This window comes from Segatella copri (assembly GCF_019249765.2).
Taxonomy (GTDB): Bacteria; Bacteroidota; Bacteroidia; order Bacteroidales; family Bacteroidaceae; genus Prevotella; species Prevotella copri_K.
On record NZ_CP152484.1, the window covers coordinates 813,056 to 833,327 of the forward strand.

The following is a 20,272-nucleotide window of genomic DNA, read 5'->3' on the forward strand; positions in this document are numbered from 1 at the left end:
CAACTTCATCTGTCTTTTCCGACAACTTCTTCCGTATTCTGAGATTGTATCTTACACATTATCCTTTGATATCATACGCTTGCGTGTATTTAATAATGCAATAATACTAATAATCCGCTGAAAATCAAAGGAAATACCAGCTTTTTTGTAGATTTGCCTGAAAATATTTGGTATTTTGAAAACTTCTGTGTAATTTTGCATGAAATAAGTGATATTCGGTATTTAGAAAGCAAATTTTTAAAAAGGAGTTTGTATGACAGCATTAAATATACAAGCAGCACAGAATGATATTATTCGTCAGGTGCTTAATACACAAGATATCCATCTTTTGGATAGGATAAGAAACCTCTTTGCAAATAAAGAGGCAAATGAGGCGTGTATGGTTCAAGAAGAGCCTTGTATGACTAAAGAAGAAATACTCTCGGGTTTCGACAATGCCCTCCATGAGCTGAAGTCCTATCGTGAAGGAAAGCTAGAGCTTAAACCATTGGAGGACGTGCTGAATGAGTTGTAAGATATTTACTTTCCCTTCTTTTGAAAAGGAAGCTAAACGATTGAATAAGCGCTATAAGTCGTTTAAATCTGATTTGAAGGAATTGATGAATGAGTTAAGTTCTTCCCCTTCTTTGGGTGCAGATTTAGGTGGCGGCTTGCGTAAGGTTCGTATGGCTATTAAATCGAAAGGAACTGGTAAAAGTGGCGGTGCCCGTATTATAACAGTTGTGTTAGCCGATATAAAGGATGGTCTCGGCTTGCTTTATATTTATGATAAATCGGAGCGGAGTACTATAAAGGGGAAAGAATTGACAGATTTGTTGAAGAAGAATGGCTTAGTTTGATATGCTATTGAAGAAAGGAGTAAATTATGAAGGAAAAGAAATTAAAAGTATTTGCTCTTCCTATTGAGGAGTTTGAAAAGAAATATCCTGTTAGCTATTCGATAGTAGTACCAGGAATTCCTGAGGGACATGTGGCAAAGGTAGTTTCTGTACGCCCTTGCTAGATTTCTATAATTCTAAAGGATAAAACAATAGAACAATAGAGAGTGTAAATTAAACTGTGTCAAGCTACAATAAAAGTAGTTTAACACAGTTTTTATATTATGGACAACTTAGAAATTGATTACAAGAAAGCAGCTCAGCAGTTGCGTAGTGGTGAAGCCTTATTTGGCAAGGACGGAGCATTAGCTCCATTGTTAGAGCGTATTCTCAACTCAGCTCTCGAAGGTGAGATGGATGCTCATTTAAGTGAAGAGGAACGCTCTTCCGGCAACCGTCGTAATGGTAAGATGAGTAAGAAGGTTCAAACAAAATATGGTGAGGTCACTATAGAGACTCCTCGTGACCGAGACGGAACTTTCCAACCTGAGACCGTAAAGAAGCGTGAGACTATTCTTGCCAATGGCATGGCAGACCAGATTATTGAGATGTACGCCATGGGCACCAGCACACGTGACATCAGCAGCTACTTTGAGCGTGAGTTCAACACAACTCTATCAGCCGATACTATCAGCTCTATAACAGACCGTGTATTACCCGAAATCACCGCCTGGAAGTCTCGCATGCTCGATCCTGTATATGCCATTTGCTGGCTTGATGCTATCCATTATAAGGTAAAGGATGAGAATGGCAGAGCTGTCACACGAGCCATTTACAACATTCTTGGTATCAACAAGGAAGGCCAAAAAGAACTGTTAGGTATGTATGTGTCTAAGAGTGAAGGAGCTAACTTCTGGCTAGAAGTTCTTACGGATCTTCAGAACCGTGGTGTTCGAGACATCTTGATTTGTTGTATTGATGGTCTCAAAGGCTTCCCAGATGCCATCCAAAGCGTATTTCCTGAGAGTTCTGTGCAGCTCTGTATTGTCCATCAGATACGCAATTCTATCAAGTATGTTGGCAGTAAGCATCAAAAGGAGTTTATCAAGGATTTAAGAACAGTATATGGTGCAGTAAACAAAGACTCCGCTGCTGCTAATTTAGACCTGTTAGAGTCTAAGTGGGGAGAGATGTACCCAATTGTCATCAAGTCATGGCGTGACAATTGGGAACGTCTGACAGAGTATTTCCAATATACTCCAGCCATCCGTAAACTCATTTATACGACCAATACGGTTGAGGGGTATCACAGACAGGTAAGAAAGGTCACAAAGACTAAAGGGGTCTTTCCTACGGATAATTCTTTGGAGAAGCTTGTATACTTAGCTTACCGCAACATCCGTAAGAAATGGACTATGCCACTGGCAAATTGGGGACAACTTTCTCAACAATTGGCAATAAAATTTGGAGATAGATTTAAAATTATGTAACTTTGCAGCCGAAAAGGCTTCCCTGCTGGGGGCATGCCCCCAGCAGGGAGTGGGAATGAAAGTTAAGAACAAGCCTTGACACAGTTTAATTTACACCCCCGAACAATACGACGAAATTCCCTGTTGCCGATGCCTACCGAGTAGCATCAGTAACAGGGATTCTTCGTTTTACTCCTTGTCCTTGTTCAGCTCATCGCCCATACGATACTTAATGTCGTAGTTGATAATGAAGTCGAGCTTTTCTTCTGTAAAGCCGTAATGCTTCGCCAGAAGCAAGGATTATATGTATATTTTATCTATTTCTTTAGAAAGATAGATAGTTTGCGTCAAGACATGCAATATGTTGGAATAGTGGATGATGGCGTTGAAGTCTAGCTCTGTGCCTTTTCTGTCTTTAAGCCATTTCTCTGCTATTGGGTATCCTCCAATATAGTATCGCCAAACTACCTCTGGTACATTGTCGTAATAGTTTTCTTTGTTGATGTACACTTTGTCGTCTTTCCATTGAGGTTTAACGATTATGCTGCTCCCATTTCCTTTGAAAGGGAATTGACTCTTGGCATTCCATGTCGCCGTATTGTCCATAAGATGCAGGTGGCGCAAGTGGTTACCCAATGACGCTAATTTTTTAAACTCTTCTTCATTTTTAGGGTATGGAATACGAGGAAACTGGTATTTCAGTTGTTCCTTGAATTTCTCTCGATAGTTTGAGGAATGCAGGATGGCATAGATGTAGTCGAGCAAATCTTCTGGGAAAGGTTCTACTCCTAAGCAGTCGGCTAGTCTCTTGATGATGTCTCCATTGAGATTAGAAATGATGGTTTCCTTTTCGTCACCTAGTTCCTGAGTGCTGGAGTTTCCCTGATTGACAGCTTTACTCGTATCAACGTATAAAGGATACACGTATCCTCCTCCACGATAGAAGATGTTCAAGTCTACTATTGTGTTGGTAACGAAACATAAATTCCAAGGCATATCGCCAACTACATTGCCACTCTTGCCGATGATTAAACCTAGATTCTTGCTCTGGTCTTTGTGGGCAAGGTGGCGCATCGTGTCATAAACAGGGAATGCTATGAATCCCTTAGATCTATTAGTGAAATATGTAAATTTCAAATCGAATGGACGAACGAGAGCTTTCTTAAAAAACTCGTCTTTAATTCCAAATTCCTTGACGTTTCGTTGAGCATAAGCCACTTTCTGGTCTCGGCTTTCCTTTGTGATATTATATTTCTTTTTAATTTCAGATTCTTCTAAGAGCTTAAAGTCTTCGATGATATTTTTAATATCAGAAAGGTTGGCTTGGTAGGCGATAGAATCTCTTTTGGTACATATTCCAAGAGCCTTTTTTATAAAGAGCTCTTCAACAGGGAATCCTTGGCCGAATTCTGTTTCCATGTTCTTCTTGATTGGGAGAAGAAAATACATCGGTGATGTAGGTGTAACTTCTTCAAAATCCACAGCCAGCAAGTCGTTCTGCTCCAAGAAATCAAACTTGTCTTTCTTTTTTCCATATACATCTTTATAATATACTTTGGCTAAGGAAGATTCGCCTTTTTCTTTTCCTGTTTTTACAAAGAGAGTGATGCATACACCGCTTTCGATTCCAAATACATTCTCGTCTTTAGAACCATCAGGGCAAGTCTCTTTTGTTTTGTTGCTGCCGTGAAGATTAATGATGTACATATTGTCAAAAGTCTTCAGCAGTTGATAACGCATTCCTCTAAAAGTGAGACTGTCTAAATGTGTGTTGGGAGTGATGTAGCCTATAATACTCTTACCATTTTCTTCTATGAAACGCTGTCCCAAAGCGATAAACTTCACGTAGTCATTGTTTAGCCATTTCGTGTCGAAAATCTTCTTTGCCTTTTCTTTTTTGTTGAGTATCTGGTCTGGCTCCTGCTTGTACTTTTCTATGAGTTCTTCTATCTCGTCAGCCTTGTTTTGGCTTTCTCCATTGTATGGAGGATTGCCCAACATCACCATGATAGGACGTTGCGACTTGATGCGGTCGGCTTCCGCTTGTTCTAGGGAAATCCAATATCCAGTATTGCTTTCTCCTGTTTTGTTTGGCTTTCTGAGAGAATCGGTAAGGCAAATGTGGAATGCATCGTCTTTTTCAGTCTTATAACCAGTATGTGCCAACACCATATCAAACTTGATGTGTGCTACAGTATAGGACGCCATCTGTATCTCGAAACCATACAGACGAGGCAAAAGACAGCTGTGGACATATTTCTGCCAAAGTGTCTCCTGTCCCTTATATTGGTCAGCGATATGATTGATGATTTCCGCTAAGAATGTACCGGTTCCTACTGCAGGGTCTAGTATCTGTACTTGACTAAGTTCCGTTTCACTATCCAGCGTCTTGTGAATGATTGTTGTTGTGTCGGCCAAGCCTTCTTCAATGCTCAACTTGTTCTTCAGAAGAATGTCTATGGAATCAACAATAAACTTGACGATGGGGAGTGGGGTGTACCATACGCCGAAGTTCTTTCTGTCAGCAGAATTAAATGCTTTCAGAAAGTCTTCGTAGAAATGTATCAGTGGGTCTCGGTTGTTTCTGATGTCTCGTTCGAACATTTTTTGCAAATTGGTGGCACCGAACATCTCAACCAAGTCGTCGATAATCCAGGAGATGCGCTCATGGATTGTATTACCAGCCAAGTCGTTGAAGATTCCTCGTAGCAACTTGTTGGTTTTAGGTATCAGCTCAGCGGCCTCTGCCCTAGAGAAATTCTCAGGGGTAGAGTCGTTTAGTCGGGCTGCAAATAAGCCGTAAGCTACTGTCTGCGAGTATATCTTGGCAAAGCCATCCTCGTCGAGATTTTGAATGAGAGAATCCTTGAGGTCTGTATAAGTCTTCTTCAATAGTCCCGATGCATTGTCTTCGCCGTTTTCCTTCAATAGGTCTGTAAGAATGGCACACATCATCTGGCTTTTCTTTGCCATAAGATCCGCCAAAGTTGTAGCAGAGCGAATAGGTTGAATCTTCTTCCCGATGTATTTGTAAAGGAATGTACATAGCTGTTTGCCTTTTTCGCTGTCGGGTATGATTTCATCGTTCTGGCATGTACCTATACGAATGTCCAAGATAGGAGTATCGTTGCCGCTTTCATAAAACAGAAAACGGAGGTAATCTGTAAAGACAGCATGGTTCATCGCCTTCTTGTAGCGGTCGAACTGTTCCTGGTTTCTTCCTTTTCCCTCTAAGTCTGGCTTGTTGATGTCCTTGGTTTCTATACTGGCTACAGTTACGGCATCACGCTTGCGAATGATGGATATGTCGGGTTTACCGCAAGTCATATTGCGTGGCTCATTGATAGCTTGATATTCTGGCTGTAGCAGACTATTCAATAAATTCTCCAAGGCCGAGCGGTAGCTATACTCACTGGCATCATGGGTACTATAGGTTGCGTTTAATGCCTTATAGTACTCATCTAGAAGATTTTCAATTGACAGATTCTTTTGCATGTTGGTAGGAGCTTTAAATCTTATTACTGAAATCTATAAACTAATAAAAATGTATTCCGAGGATACAAGATACAAAAAGAGCGTACCCTCTACCTTATCGTATTCCTAAACAAGGCTGCTCCTACCACAGATGGCCCAAAGAGAGAAATACAAAAGGAGAGGATACGCCATATCTAGGCGCATCCATTCTCACCTTCTGTTCTCTCTTAGAATTTTGCTTTGGTAGGAGCTATTCTGTTTAGAACTTCCAGTCGAATCGATACGAATCTAATCGTTAACCCACGAAAATAGAGCAGGCTTGGCATTTGCCTCGCCATACTTGGGCACAAAGGTATTACATTTTATCGAAATGGCAAAAAATAATCCCAACTTTTTCTTTGTTATTCAAAAAAAAATGAGTAGCTTTGCAGATGAAATGTAAAATGAAGATAATATGAGATATCCTATAGGCTTACAATCGTTTGATCATCTGCGTGAAGAAGGTTACGTTTATGTTGATAAAACGGCTATGGTGTATTCCTTGGCACATGGAAGTACTGTCTATTTTCTGGGTCGTCCCCGACGATTCGGAAAGAGTCTTCTTATCTCTACCTTCGAGAACTATTTCCTGGGCAAAAAAGAACTGTTCAAAGGACTTGCCATCGAAAAACTAGAAACGGAGTGGAAAACCTATCCCGTGTTTCATATAGATTTTGGAACAGGTTCTTATGCCAATGCAGATGCTCTCAATCAGATATTCGAGTTTTATATCTCGGGATGGGAAAAGAAATATCGGATAGAGCGTGAACCGGGAGTCACCGATTATAACTTGAGATTTAAAAAGATCTTGGAAGAAGCTCATCAGCAGACCGGGCTGCGTGCCGTGGTTTTGGTGGACGAATATGACAAACCGCTGCTCGACGTGATGGATACGGGGTATATGGTAGAGCATTTGGGTGAACAGATAACCTTGGAGGAGAAAAACAGAAACATGCTTCGTGCTTTCTATTCCACCTTTAAGGGAGCTGACAAGCATCTGCAATTCGTTTTCCTCACCGGTGTTACTAAGTTCTCGCAGGTGAGTGTGTTCAGTGATTTTAATCAACCTAATGATATAAGCATGTCGCCTATGTATGATACCATTTGCGGTATCACAGATGAGGAACTGGAACAGACTTTCTCGCAACAGATAGAGGAGTTGGCTGCTGTTTACGGCTATACCGAAGAGAAGATGCGGGGGGTGTTGAAGAAGCGATTTGATGGATATCATTTCAGCAAAAGGATGAAGGGTGTTTATAATCCTTTCAGCATTTTGAATACATTTGATAAGCAGGATGTTCAGGATTATTGGTTTCGCACAGGAACACCCACCTATCTGGTCCGCTTGTTGAATCATTTTGATGAGAATCTGGATGAGTTGACGGGTAAGTATTATATGACCGATCAGTTTGTTGATTATCGTGCAGATAAGGAGAAGCCTTTGCCTATGATATTTCAGAGCGGTTATCTTACCATCAAGGATTATGATAGTGACATGAATACTTTTTTGTTAGATTATCCGAACGATGAGGTAAAGCGTGGATTTATTACTCTGATGGCTAACAATTATTTGGAGCCGAAAGACAATATAGATAATTGGATAGTAAAGGCAATTTCTGCTTTAAGGAAAGGTAACCTGGATGATTTTCAAGTCCATCTGACAGCTTTTCTTTCAAGTATTCCTTATACGATGCGCCGTAAGGATTCAGAACGGGAGAAGGAGCGTTATTTTCATTATACTTTTTATCTCCTGCTACGACTTTTGAGCACATACACGGTTTATACGGAGAAGGTACAGAGTCAGGGTAGGGTAGATTGCATCGTTGAGACCTCGAAGTATATCTATATCTTTGAGTTCAAACTTGACGGAACAGCTCAGGAGGCATTGTCGCAAATAAATAATAGGGGATATGCCCGTGAGTATGCCAATGATAAAAGAAAACTCTTTAAAATAGGATGTAGTTTCTCTTCAGAAACGGGAACTATTGAAGATTGGAAGATTGAAGGCTGAAATTCTACTACTTGTTAATATAAAAATAGGCTGAGCCATCATGCGATGACTCAGCCTTAATTCTTTTTTATCCATTCAGAACTTTACTGCTGAACAGGAATCTTCTTGACGCGACGCTCGTGACGGCCACCTTCGAATGTTGTGGCAAAGAACTCGTCGAGAATAGCCTCGGCGGTCTTGTTGTCTACGAAACGACCTGGAAGTACCAATACGTTGGCATCGTTGTGCTGACGAACCAAATGAGCAATCTCCTTGCACCATGCCAATCCGGCACGTACACTCTGATGCTTATTCAATGTCATGGCGATACCTTCGCCGCTGCCGCAAATGCCGATACCTGGATATACTTCGCCACTCTCAATGCCTTTAGCAAGAGCATGACCGAAGTCAGGATAGTCTACACTCGCATCGCTGTATGTACCATAATCCTTTACAGGATAACCCTTCTTTTCCAAATATTCCAATACAAATTGCTTCAATGGAAAACCTGCGTGATCGCATGCAATACCAACTGTCTTTACTTCCATAATACTTAAGTTTTTAAGTGAAGAAACCGGTGTAAACCCTTATCCTTCACAAGGTTAATATTAAAAGAGTGAAAGGAGTCGGATGCCGGAAATGGAAATCTGCCATCCGGCAAAATCTCCAACTCCAGCTTCCAACTCCTGTTTAGTTTATGCTAATTAAGCCTCTGCCAAGAAAGCCTTTACCTGCTTGTAAACGTTCTCGCCTGTGTAACCGAGCTTCTCATCAAGTACCTTGTAAGGAGCTGAGAAACCGAAGCTCTCCATACCCCAAACCTTACCATTAGCGCCTACGAGACCCTGGAGTGTTACAGGAAGACCGGCAGTCATACCGAAGATCTTAGCGTTCTTTGGCAATACGCTCTCCTGATATTCCTTGCTCTGACCACGGAACAAGCCCTCTGATGGAGCACTTACCACGCGAACCTTGATGCCGTCGGCACGCAAAGCCTCGCAACCAGCCTCCAATGTAGAAACCTCAGAACCGCTTGCTACGAGGATAACGTCTGGATTCTCGTCGCTGCCTGCTACGATGTAAGCACCCTTGGCTGCCTGCTCATAGTCTGTTCCCTCTGGCAACTTAGCGATGCCCTGGCGAGAGAAGATCAAAGCTGTAGGAGTCTCAACATTCTCCATAGCGAGCTTCCAGCAAACTGTAGTCTCGTCAGCATCAGCAGGACGGAATACGCGAACGCTGTCCTTGCCTGCGTGGTTCTTTAACTTCTCCATGAGGCGAATCTGTGCCTCCTGCTCCACTGGCTCGTGAGTAGGTCCATCCTCACCAACGCGGAATGCATCGTGAGTCCAGATGAACTTCACTGGAACCTGCATCAGGGCAGCGAGACGAACAGCTGGCTTCATATAATCAGAGAATACGAAGAATGTACCCATTGCTGCAACCACACCACCGTGGAGCATCATACCGATACACATATCAGCCATAGTCAACTCAGCAACACCAGCCTGGAAGAAAGCACCTGAGAAGTCACCGCGAACGATGCTCTTGGTCTTCTTCAAGAAACCGTCTGTCTTATCAGAGTTAGAAAGGTCAGCAGAAGCACAGATCATGTTAGGAACCTGCTCTGCCAAAACACCGAGACAAGCAGCAGATGCTGCACGTGTAGCTGAACCAGCCTTCTGCTCAACCTTGCTCCAGTCTACCTTAGGAGCCTTGCCGCTGAACCACTCATCCATCTGGGCAGCCTTCTCTGGGTTAGCCTTGCGCCACTCAGCCTCTGCAGCCTTGCGCTCTGCAACGATCTTCTTCAACTCCTCAGCACGCTTAGCGTAGATTTCCTTTACATCGTCGAAGATAACGAATGCATTCTCAGGATCACCACCGAGGTGCTTGATAGTATTAACGTAAGCGTCGCCACCGAGAGGAGCACCGTGAGTATTGATGCAAGCCTCGTAGCTTGTGCCGTCTGCGCGGAGGGCACCCTTACCCATTACGGTCTTACCGATGATGAGTGTAGGGCGATCCTGCTCCTTCTGGGCAGCATCAAGCGCCTCACGAATCTGAGCCACGTCGTTACCGTTGATCTTGATGACGTTCCAGCCCCAAGCCTTGTACTTCATCTCTGTATCCTCGTTCATTACAACGCCACACTCTGTAGAGAGCTGGATGTCGTTAGAATCGTAGAACATGATGAGGTTGTTCAGACCGAGGTTACCGGCGATACGGCCAACACCCTGAGAAATCTCTTCCTCTACAGCACCATCAGAGATGTATGCGTAGATCTTGTGCTGCATCATGGTTGAACCCAGACGAGCCTCGAGGAACTTCTCTGCAACAGCTGCACCAGCTGCGAGGGCATGACCCTGACCGAGAGGACCAGATGAGTTCTCAATACCACGCTGAAGGTCGAGCTCTGGGTGACCAGGAGTTACAGAACCCCACTGGCGGAACTGCTTGAGGTCTTCCATTGAGAAGAAACCACGCAAAGCCAAACCAGCATAGAGCATTGGGCTCATGTGACCTGGGTCGAGGAAGAAACGGTCACGACCTGTCCATGTTGGATCTGCTGGATCATAAACCAGGTACTCTGAGAAGAGCACGTTGATGAAGTCAGAACCACCCATAGCACCACCTGGGTGACCGGAATTTGCCTTTTCTACCATTGAAGCAGCCAAGATACGGATGTTATCAGCTGCATGATTCATTACTTTAATGTCGTTCATAATTTTATATTTATTATTGTTGTTATTTCTGCTGAAATATTCTTGTTTTTCTAGCTCTGAAGGCTACTCAAAAGAAGGATACTTCCTTTTTCGCCTTCAAAGATACTATTTTATTTTCAAAACTACGATAGATTTTGAAGGAATTTTTACCTTAAGGGTGTTTTTCTTTACTTTTGCATCCTTAAAAACTGCAGGCTTCACTACATCCGGGTGTGCGAAGTCGTTGTAATCGCTCACCTTGTTGCAGGAAAGAATCTGTCCTGTTACAGTTTTTGGAGCAGCTGCACCATCCAGATTGAACTCTATCTGCTGAGCCTTGTCAAGACTGACATTGGCAAGAGCAACCACAATGGTTCCATCTGCCTTCTTGGCTGCTGAAGTAGATACCAATGGAATCTTTCTTCCATCTCTTGCGTGATCATCGCCGCGAACATCCATAGAGTCGCACTTTACATCCATTGGGAGATAGGTTGCCTCCTGGAAGTCCTTGTACATGTTGAATACATGATAGGTTGGAGTCAGAACCATGTGACCTGTTCCCTTTGTATCTGTCAGGATCATTGACTGGAGTACGTTGACAATCTGTGCGATATTGGTCATCTTCACACGCTCTGTATGGCGGTGGAATACATTCAGTGAGAGGGCAGCAACGAAGGCATCGCGCATACAGTTCTGCTGATAGAGGTGGCCCTTGATAGTGCCAGGCTCCTCATCCCACCAGGTTCCCCATTCGTCAACGAGGAGGGCTACCTGCTTCTTTGGATCAGCCTTGTCCATGATAGCCTCGTGCTTCTTGATGACATCTTCTATGCCGAGCGCCTTGCCCATGGTCCAGTAGTAATCCTCATTGTTGAACTTGGTGGCAGAACCCTTGCTGCCTGTCCAGCCTGTTACTGTATAATAATGTAGAGAGATGGCGTTGGCACGGTTGCCAATACGGTCCATCAATACCTTAGTCCAGTTATAATCGTAATCGCTCGCTCCAGATGCAATCTTATAGAGCTGGTTCCCGTCATAGTTGCGGCAATAAACAGAGTAGCGGCGGAAGAGATCTGAATAATACTCAGGACGCATGTTGCCACCGCAGCCCCAACTTTCGTTACCAACACCGAGGTATTTTACCTTCCAAGCCTTGTCGCGGCCGTTCTGTCGGCGGAGTTTTGCCATAGGAGTATCTCCATCGCTGGTCATATATTCCACCCACTTTGCCAATTCCTCGACAGTGCCGGAACCCACGTTGCCGCTGATGTAAGGCTCGCAACCCAGCATCTCGCAGAGATTCAGAAACTCGTGTGTACCGAAAGAGTTGTCCTCTATGGTTCCACCCCAGTTGTTGTTCTGCATCTTTGGTCGCTTCTCACGTGGACCGATACCATCCATCCAGTGATACTCGTCAGCGAAGCATCCTCCAGGCCATCTTAATACAGGCACTTTCAGGTCCTTGAGGGCTTGGAGCACGTCGTTGCGGTAACCCTGAGTGTTAGGAATCTTAGAATCAGGACCTACCCAAAGACCACCATAGATACAACTTCCGAGATGCTCGGCAAACTGGCCGTAAATCTCTTTATTGATTTTCTGTGTTCCCTGGTTGGCATGGATTGTTCCTGTTACATCCTGAGCTTGAGCTGAGAATGCAACTGCTGTTGAAAGCAATGTGGTAGCGAAAAGTTTCTTCATCATTGTTCTTATTAATTGTTGTCGATTTTAAGTATAATACGTTTGTGGAGGTAGAATCCCCACAAACGTATTTATCGTTTATTTACTTTTTGTTCTCAACTGCTGCCTTTTCGATAGCAAGACCAGCCTTGTAGGTTTCGATATATTTATCAAAACCGGCTACATCTTCGGCAGTAGGTGCAATCTCTACACCAGTATTGCCTGCAAATACCTTCTTGTCGAGATAATCTGCCAGGCTCAACTTCTCATCGTTGTTAACGAGATAACCTGCGAGCAGGGCGATACCCCATGCACCACCTTCGCCTGCTGTCTCCATGACAGAGATAGGGGAGTTAATGGCAGCAGCGAGGATACGCTGACCTACACCCTTGGTCTTGAACAAACCGCCATGACCTGTGATGCGATCTACCTGTACCTTCTCGTCCTTGAACAATACATCGTTACCAATCTTCAATACAGCTACTGAAGCATAGAGGTTGGCACGCATGAAGTTGGCAAGGTTGAAGTGGTCGTTGGCAGAACGTACGAACATAGGGCGACCTTCCGCAAGACCTGTTACAGGCTCACCAGAGATATAGTTGTAAGCAATCAATCCACCGCAATCAGCATCGCCTTCAAGAGCGTGGTTGTAGAGTTTGCCGAATACCTCGTTCATATCTACTGGAACACCGAGCAACTCCTGATATTGCTTGAACAAACCTACCCATGCATTGAGGTCGGAAGTACAGTTGTTGCAGTGAACCATTGCTACAGGGCTGCCGTCTGGAGTAGTCACCATATCAATGACTTCGTAAGGTTTGCTCAAGGCTTTCTCTAACACGATCATAGAGAAAGAAGAAGTACCTGCACTGACGTTACCGGTGCGCTGACGGACAGCGTTGGTAGCCACCATACCTGTGCCAGCATCACCCTCTGGAGGACAGAGAGGAGTACCAGCCTGGAGTGTGCCTGATGGGTCGAGTTTCTTTGCACCTTCCTCGGTCAATACGCCAGCATCTTCGCCTGCGTTCAGTACCTCAGGGAGAATGTCGAGAATCTTCCAGCCCAGGTTCTTAGGCTCGATGAGCTTATCGAACTTAGCTACCATCTCTGCATCGTAGTTGTTGGTGTTAGAGTCGATAGGGAGCATACCTGATGCATCGCCTACGCCCAAAACCTTCTTGCCTGTGAGCTGCCAGTGGATATAACCGGCGAGAGTGGTAAGGAAGTCAATCTTGTTGATGTGGTCCTCACCATTCAGGATAGCCTGATATACGTGAGAGATACTCCAACGCAATGGGATGTTGAAGTGGAAGAGCTCTGAAAGTTCAGCTGCAGCCTTGGCTGTATTGGTGTTACGCCATGTGCGGAAAGGAACGAGAATGTTCTCATCCTTACCGAATGCCATGTAGCCGTGCATCATCGCAGAAATACCGATGGCAGCCAACTGCTTGATTTCGCAGTCGTACTCAGCCTTCACGTTCTTGCGGAGGTCGGCATAACAATCCTGCAAACCTTTCCAGATTGTGTCGATGCTGTAAGTCCAGAGACCATCAACCAACTGGTTTTCCCACTCAAAGCTACCCTGTGCGATAGGGTTGTTGTCGGTGTCGATCAAGACAGCCTTGATTCGGGTAGATCCAAACTCGATACCGAGAATGGCCTTACCTGATTCTATAATAGTTTTTGCGCTCATTTCTTTTAAATGTTTAATGTAAAGAACAAAGGATAAAGTGTTGAATTTCATTACTTTTTAGCCCTTCGTTCTTCACTCTTTACTTTAATTATCGCAATGCCTTGTTGAGCATGTAGTAAATCTCGTTGTTGCGGAGCTGCTGCTTGAAGCTGCTGATAGTTGTGTTCTTGTCGATGTTGACGAACTCAATACCGAGAATCTCGCAGAAGTCTTCCCAGTACTCGGCAGTGATATCGTAAGAGAATGCACTGTGGTGAGTACCACCAGCGAGGATCCAAGCACCTGCACCAATCTCGAAGGTTGGCTGTGGAACCCAGAGAGCTGAAGCTACAGGTAGCTTAGGCATTGCCTTTGGCTCGATACACTCTACCTCACTTGCGATGAGACGGAAACGGTTGCCGAGGTCAACTACAGTTGCCTTAACACCCTTACCTGTCTTAGATGTGAATACCAAACGGGCAGTCTGCTGCTTGCGGATACCGATGCCGAGGAAGTGAACCTCGAGCTTTGGCTTGTCTGTTGCGATCAATGGGCAAACCTCGAGCATGTGGCTCTGGAGGCTAGATGTGCGGTCGGCAGCGAAGTTGAGTGTGTAGTCCTCGAGGAATGAGCAACCCTTCTCCAAGCCCTGGTTCATTACCCAGAGTGTGCGGTAGAGGCAAGCTGTCTTCCAGTCACCCTCAGCACCGAAACCATAACCCTCTGCCATCAGACGCTGTGAAGCCAAACCAGGAATCTGGTCGAAACCGCAGAAGTTTGGATCGTCGATGTCAGCATCGCCGAGGTCATCGAAGTTGGTTGTGAATGCTACTGCGTTCTCATCCTTCAATACGCGACGGAGAGCGATCTCAGCCTTAGCTGCGTTCTTCACCTTCTCCCAATATACTTCCTCGCCAGACTCATCAATCTTGATGGTGTACTCCTTCTTGTACTCCTCAACGAGAGCATCAGCTTCTGCATCAGTTACCTTCTTGTAGTACTCCATGAGTGAAGATACTGGATAGTAATCTACGTGGTAACCCAAGCGCTGCTCGAACTCTACACGGTCGCCATCTGTTACGGCAACGTTGTTCATGTTCATACCGAACATCAAGCAGCGTACGTTGTGAGCATCAGCAACACCAGCAGCTACGCGAGCCCATGTTGCAATCTGCTTCTGAGCCTCTTCGCTCTTCCAGTAACCTACAACTACCTTTCTAGGGATGCGCATACGGGTGCAGATGTGACCGAACTCGATGTCGCCGTGTGCTGACTGGTTGAGGTTCATGAAATCCATATCGATAGAATCCCAAGGGAGTTCTGCATTGTACTGAGTGTGGAAGTGGAGGAGAGGCTTCTCGAGAGCCTGCAAGCCCTTGATCCACATCTTAGCTGGAGAGAAGGTGTGCATCCATGTGATGATACCTACACACTTCTCGTCGTTGTTGGCAGCCTTCATGACAGCCTCTACCTCTGCAGAAGAGTTAGCTGTGCCCTTGTAAACTACCTTGATTGGTATGATGCCACTGTTGTTCAGACCATCTACCATGTCCTTAGAGTGACCATCAACTATCTTAACTGTTTCGCCTCCGTAAAGAAGCTGTGCACCAGTTACAAACCATACTTCTAAATTTTCAAATGCTTTAATCATGATTGTTTGTTGTATTAATTGTTATTGTTAATGTGATTCAATATCTTTATTTGAAACACCCTTTAATTAGTGCTTTTTCTGTCCGTAGTAAGCGTTAGGGCCGTGCTTGCGGTTGAAGTGCTTCTCTACGAGCAATGGGTTCATGGTGGTGTTTGGATTCACAGAGAATGAGATGAAAGCCATCTTTGCCACCTGTTCAGCTACTACTGCGTGATAAACAGCCTGGTCAGCATCCTTACCCCATGTAAAAGGACCATGGTTCTTAACCAATACGCCAGGAGTATGAACTGGGTTGATGTTATCTTTCTTGAAACGGTCAACGATGACAACACCTGTGTTGTGCTCATATTCTGCCATCATATCCTCTGTCATCGCATCAGTACAAGGGATGCAATCGTGGAAGTAATCAGCATGAGTTGTACCAATATTAGGGATGTCCAAGCCAGCCTGTGCCCAAGCGGTAGCATAAGTAGAGTGAGTATGAACTACGCCACCCAACTCTGGGAATGCGCGGTAGAGAACCAGGTGAGTTGGTGTATCTGATGATGGATTCAGATCGCCTTCTACTACCTTACCTGTTTCCAAGTCTACCACTACCATATCGCTAGCCTTCATGGTGTCATAATCGACGCCTGATGGTTTGATGACAACCAGACCTTTCTCGCGGTCGATACCACTTACATTTCCCCATGTAAAGAGCACGAGGTTGTGCTTAACGAGATCAAGGTTTGCCTTGAACACTTTTTCTTTTAATTCTTCTAACATAATATCTTTTGTTTTAAGTTGTTTATTCTATTTCAAGTTGAACGATGGGTCTTCCTCGTATGCTTTCTTGTTGAAGCGGTAGAGGGCGGCGCCTCGTTTCGAGTTGACTTTATCGATGAGTTCTGTTTTCTCGATGAAGTCGATATCCTTCACGCGTTTGCGGAAGTTGCGCTTATCAATCTCTTCGCCTATTACTGCCTCGAATACGTGCTGAAGCTGTGTCAGCGTAAAGAGGTCTGGGAGGAGTTTGAAGCTTAATGGTTCATGATTGATGCGGCGGCGTATCTGTGCGATAGCGTTGCGGATCATGAGTTTGTGGTCTGAGTAAAGTTCTGGAAGTTCGTTCAGACTAACCCATTCCAATCCGTGTTCTACACGGAGGCTGTCATCATAGTCTTTCACATTGATGAGAGTACAATAGGCGATAGAGATAACTCGCTCACCTGGGTCTCGGTCGATGCGGCCGAAAGCTCCTACTTGTCTTATATAGAGGTTTTTCATTCCAGTAAGTTCCAAGATGACTCTGTTGGCAGCATCTTCGAGATTTTCTGTTGAACCAACGAAACCACCATAGAGTGACCATTCGCCTCTTCCCGGGTCCATCTTGCGTTTGCCTATCAGTACCTGGAGGTTACTACCGTCGAAACCGAAAATAATACAATCGACGGATACAAATACTTTGGAGTATTCATTATAAAACTGGGTCATGGCCTTTCTGCTGTTTTGATGTAATGATTCAATGTATGTATTGTTGTGTTCTTTTGCTTGCTCTTCATAGCGCAGCTTCGAGAGGAAAATCAAGGAGTAAGAAGGAGAAGAAAGGATCGCGGATTTTTTCAACGGAAACAGTTTTGTCTGATCTTTGAGAAAATTCCAGACTCCTCACTTCTTACTCCTGACGTGAATAATATTTTACCAGAAGTATGCGTAGAATGCTGCGCAGAGGCCGATTACTACAAGGGTACCGATAATATCGAAGGCACTCCAACTCTCACGGATAGACTTCTTGAAGTCTGATGTGAAGGTGATTGCCTCTACCTGCTCCTTGCTTGGAGCTGGAGTGAAGCAGCTTACTACTACCATGAAGATGATGAGGAATACGAGCAACCAGCACTCGAATACGAGCCAGTTGGTCTGCCAGAACCATGCGGTGTAATCCCAGAATGCACCATCCATTGTTGCCTTACCTGTGTCAGTAATGACGTTGGTAACGAGGCGGAGCATACCGATGAGGAAACCGGTAATCATGGTGTATTCACCTGCCTTTGGAGTAATCTTCTTAAAGAAGATACCCATTGCAAATACGGCTACCATGGCTGGAGCCAGGAGTGACTGGATACCCTGGAGATAGTTGTACAAAGTATCCATCTTCATCATGATTGGCAACCATGCGAAACCGAGAACTACAACTACAACGGTAGCGATACGGCCAACGAGTACGTAGTGAGCCTCAGACATGCCCTTCTTCAATGGCTTGTAGAAGTCCTCGGTGAAGAGGGTAGCACAGCTATTGAAGAATGCTGCCAATGAAGCAACGAGTGCGCAGATGAAACCGATGGTTACAATACCCTTGATACCTGCAGGAAGAACGGTCTTTACCATGATGGCGAAGGCTGCATCAGTCTCGTTCATCTGGATGGCACCCTTCTGAGCCAAGGCTGCTGCAATCATACCTGGAATCAGGAACATGAAGCAAGGGAGTACCTTGAAGAAACCGGCTGCGATAGTACCGCGGCGGGCACGCTTCATAACCTCTACGTTGCTCTCGCCAGGAACCTGACCGAGTACACGCTGAACGATGTGCTGGTCAGTACACCAGTACCAGAAACCGATGATGGTTGCACCGATGAATACTACGAAACCAGGATAATCCTGATACATAGAGTCACCTGCCTCCCAGTGGAACATGTGAGTTGTACCATAACCATTGTTCAGCTTGCCGCAGTAATCCATCATGTCGGCCCAACCGGCAGAGATGCTGCCACCGCCGAGGGTAGAGAGGCCGAGGAAGAGTACGAGGAAAGAACCGATGACGAGGATAGGAGTCTGGATGGTTGACAATGTCATCACACCCTTCATACCACCGAATACGGTGAAGATGGTAGTGAGGATAATCAAGCCGATGGCACCAACCCAGAAGTTCAAGCCCCAAAGATATTCAAAGAAGATACCACCTGTAAGGGCTGTAACACTCACCTTAGTAAGGATGTAAGCTACGAGGGTGATGATAGAGAGCCATGAACCTGTGCGCTGGGTATAGCGGAACTTCAGGAAGTCTGGCATGGTGATGATTTTACCCATCTTGTTGATGAGCAACTGGTAGAAAGGTACGAACAGCCAACCCAAGATGAGGATCATCCAGCCCTGCATCTCCCAGTGTGCCATACCGACACCACTCTTGGCACCTGTACCAGCCAAACCAACGAGGTGCTCAGAACCAATGTTGGCAGCAAAAATAGCCATACCGATTACATACCATGGCTCACCCTTACCGAAGAGGTAGGCAGAAGAGTCTTCACCTTTCTGAGCCTTTCTGTCTTTCATGATTGCGTGCCAGACAGCCCAAATTACGCCGATAACACCAATGGCGAGTATAGCCCAATCAAGCCATACGAATTCTGTTGAATTCCAATTCATAATTACTATAAGATTGTTTGTTTATTATTATTTGTTTATTCTTTTCTTTTATTGGATGCTTATTATGTTAGTTTCTTATCCAGCACATTTCGTTTTTTGTCATTGCGAAAACTTCTTGTTGGATGTTAGCTGTTCCGGCGGACTTTATCCGCCGGAACAGCTAACTTTTAAACTAACTTACGCTTACTTTTTAACGCTGAATTTGTAAGCGAGGTGAGAATAGTATTTCTCTCCTGGCTTCAATGTGGCATCTGTCCAATCCTTTACACCCTGAGTAATCTTGGTTGGAGAATCAGGATATTTCTGGCTCTCGAAGCAAACGCTTACGTGTTTAGGATACTTGATGCCATGCTTGCAGGCAATACCTGTGCCTTGGAAGTTACCGGTGTAAACCTGAATGCCTGGCTCGTTGGTAAATACTTCAAGAAGGATACCGCTCTTTGGTGAGTAGAGGCTTGCGCAAACTGTTTTGTCATCGCCCTTACCATTCTTATATGTGTTCAAGCACCAGTTGTGGTCGTAACCTGTGGCATTCTTAATCTGATCAAAGTTATAATCAACCTTCTTGCCGATTTCTGCAGGTTTACGGAAATCCATAGGGGTTCCTTCAACACTCTTGATTTCACCAGTTGGGATGTAAAGTGAATCTGCAGGAGTGAACTTATCTGCATTGATGTACATTACCTGATCGAAACCTTCCTTAGATGGATCGCCATTCAAGTTGAAGTAACTGTGGTTGGTCATATTGACAACGGTCTCTTTGTCTGTTGTAGCGCCAAACTCGATGTCGAGTGTGTTGTCACTCTTGACTGTATATTTAGCTGTTGCTGTTACGTTGCCAGGGAAACCATTCTCGCCATCTTTCGCATTGATAGTGAAGGTAACGGATGAGTCGTTCTTCTCTGTAATGTCGTAAACCTGATTCAACCATCCTGTAGCACCACCACCATGCAGGCAGTTGCCATTATCATTTGCCTTCAACTGGTATGTTGAACCAGCAAGTGAAAGTTTAGCATCCTTGATACGGTTGGCATAACGTCCTACAGAAGAACCATAATCTGAAGGAGAGTTAAGGGTGTCAGCATACTGATGGATATTATCGTAACCAAGAACCACATCTGTTGGCTTTCCGTCCTTGTTTGGAACGGAAATGGAAACGACGCGTCCACCATAATTGGTGAGGCAAACTTCCATGCCGTTTGCATTCTTGAGAGTTACTAACTCAGTCTTCTTGCCCAATACTGTTGAATCGAAATCTGCAGGATTCAAACCAGATTGTGTGAGACTTGCATTGCTGCTTGATGAACAAGCTGAGAGGGTAGCGATAGCCGCAAAACCAACTCCCATAAATAGGGTCTTAAATGTACTCATT

Annotated in this window: 15 protein-coding genes; 5 read left to right on the top strand and 10 right to left on the bottom strand. The window is 44.7% G+C overall.

The window, feature by feature from the left end; genetic code table 11:
• Window positions 1–253: 253 nt before the first annotated feature.
• The 4 genes from KUA46_RS03330 to KUA46_RS03345 all read left to right on the top strand — a co-directional run bounded on the left by KUA46_RS03330 (window position 254) and on the right by KUA46_RS03345 (window position 2,308).
• Window positions 254–514, top strand: a complete 261-nt coding sequence (locus KUA46_RS03330; RefSeq protein ID WP_006846791.1) for a hypothetical protein — start codon at window positions 254–256, stop codon at window positions 512–514.
• Window positions 504–839, top strand: coding sequence for a type II toxin-antitoxin system RelE/ParE family toxin (locus tag KUA46_RS03335; protein ID WP_006846790.1), 336 nt, complete (start codon window positions 504–506; stop codon window positions 837–839). The genes KUA46_RS03330 and KUA46_RS03335 overlap by 11 nt, the downstream gene beginning before the upstream one ends.
• A 26-nt stretch (window positions 840–865) precedes the next feature.
• A complete protein-coding gene (locus KUA46_RS03340) occupies window positions 866–1,003 on the top strand; it encodes a hypothetical protein (protein WP_186292200.1) in 138 nt (45 codons plus the stop codon).
• Window positions 1,004–1,102: 99 nt separating this feature from the next.
• A complete protein-coding gene (locus KUA46_RS03345) occupies window positions 1,103–2,308 on the top strand; it encodes an IS256 family transposase (RefSeq protein ID WP_118142106.1) in 1,206 nt (401 codons plus the stop codon).
• 279 nt (window positions 2,309–2,587) lie between these two features.
• On the opposite strand, the gene KUA46_RS03350 is transcribed toward KUA46_RS03345, so the two are convergent.
• Window positions 2,588–5,782, bottom strand: coding sequence for a type ISP restriction/modification enzyme (locus KUA46_RS03350; RefSeq protein ID WP_218487571.1), 3,195 nt, complete (start codon window positions 5,780–5,782; stop codon window positions 2,588–2,590).
• A 433-nt stretch (window positions 5,783–6,215) separates the two neighbouring features.
• Between KUA46_RS03350 and KUA46_RS03355 the strand changes: the two genes are divergently transcribed.
• The gene (locus KUA46_RS03355; RefSeq protein ID WP_218487570.1) at window positions 6,216–7,811 is read left to right on the top strand and encodes an ATP-binding protein; all 1,596 of its coding nucleotides are present in this window, start codon (window positions 6,216–6,218) and stop codon (window positions 7,809–7,811) included.
• 83 nt (window positions 7,812–7,894) lie between these two features.
• Here KUA46_RS03355 and KUA46_RS03360 read toward each other — a convergent pair whose 3' ends face one another.
• The 9 genes from KUA46_RS03360 to KUA46_RS03400 form a co-directional block, all read right to left on the bottom strand.
• Complete coding sequence (locus tag KUA46_RS03360; RefSeq protein WP_022122120.1) at window positions 7,895–8,338, bottom strand: RpiB/LacA/LacB family sugar-phosphate isomerase; 444 nt, start codon at window positions 8,336–8,338, stop codon at window positions 7,895–7,897.
• A gap of 156 nt (window positions 8,339–8,494) precedes the next feature.
• Window positions 8,495–10,516, bottom strand: coding sequence for a transketolase family protein (locus KUA46_RS03365; RefSeq protein ID WP_022122119.1), 2,022 nt, complete (start codon window positions 10,514–10,516; stop codon window positions 8,495–8,497).
• Window positions 10,517–10,621: 105 nt separating this feature from the next.
• Window positions 10,622–12,196 (bottom strand): alpha-N-arabinofuranosidase, encoded by a 1,575-nt coding sequence (locus KUA46_RS03370; RefSeq protein ID WP_218487569.1) that lies wholly within the window; start codon window positions 12,194–12,196, stop codon window positions 10,622–10,624.
• Window positions 12,197–12,275: 79 nt separating this feature from the next.
• Window positions 12,276–13,868, bottom strand: coding sequence for a xylulokinase (locus KUA46_RS03375; protein WP_217745920.1), 1,593 nt, complete (start codon window positions 13,866–13,868; stop codon window positions 12,276–12,278).
• Between the two features lie 88 nt (window positions 13,869–13,956).
• Complete coding sequence (gene araA / locus KUA46_RS03380) at window positions 13,957–15,498, bottom strand: L-arabinose isomerase (RefSeq protein WP_117693122.1); 1,542 nt, start codon at window positions 15,496–15,498, stop codon at window positions 13,957–13,959.
• Window positions 15,499–15,564: 66 nt separating this feature from the next.
• On the bottom strand, window positions 15,565–16,263 hold the full coding sequence (locus tag KUA46_RS03385) for an L-ribulose-5-phosphate 4-epimerase (protein ID WP_006846778.1): 699 nt from the start codon (window positions 16,261–16,263) through the stop codon (window positions 15,565–15,567).
• A 27-nt stretch (window positions 16,264–16,290) separates the two neighbouring features.
• Window positions 16,291–16,971, bottom strand: a complete 681-nt coding sequence (locus KUA46_RS03390) for an NUDIX hydrolase (RefSeq protein ID WP_153093023.1) — start codon at window positions 16,969–16,971, stop codon at window positions 16,291–16,293.
• Window positions 16,972–17,175: 204 nt separating this feature from the next.
• Window positions 17,176–18,900, bottom strand: a complete 1,725-nt coding sequence (locus KUA46_RS03395) for a sodium:solute symporter (RefSeq protein WP_006846776.1) — start codon at window positions 18,898–18,900, stop codon at window positions 17,176–17,178.
• A 183-nt stretch (window positions 18,901–19,083) separates the two neighbouring features.
• A complete protein-coding gene (locus KUA46_RS03400; protein WP_119229363.1) occupies window positions 19,084–20,271 on the bottom strand; it encodes an aldose epimerase family protein in 1,188 nt (395 codons plus the stop codon).
• Window position 20,272 lies beyond the last annotated feature (1 nt).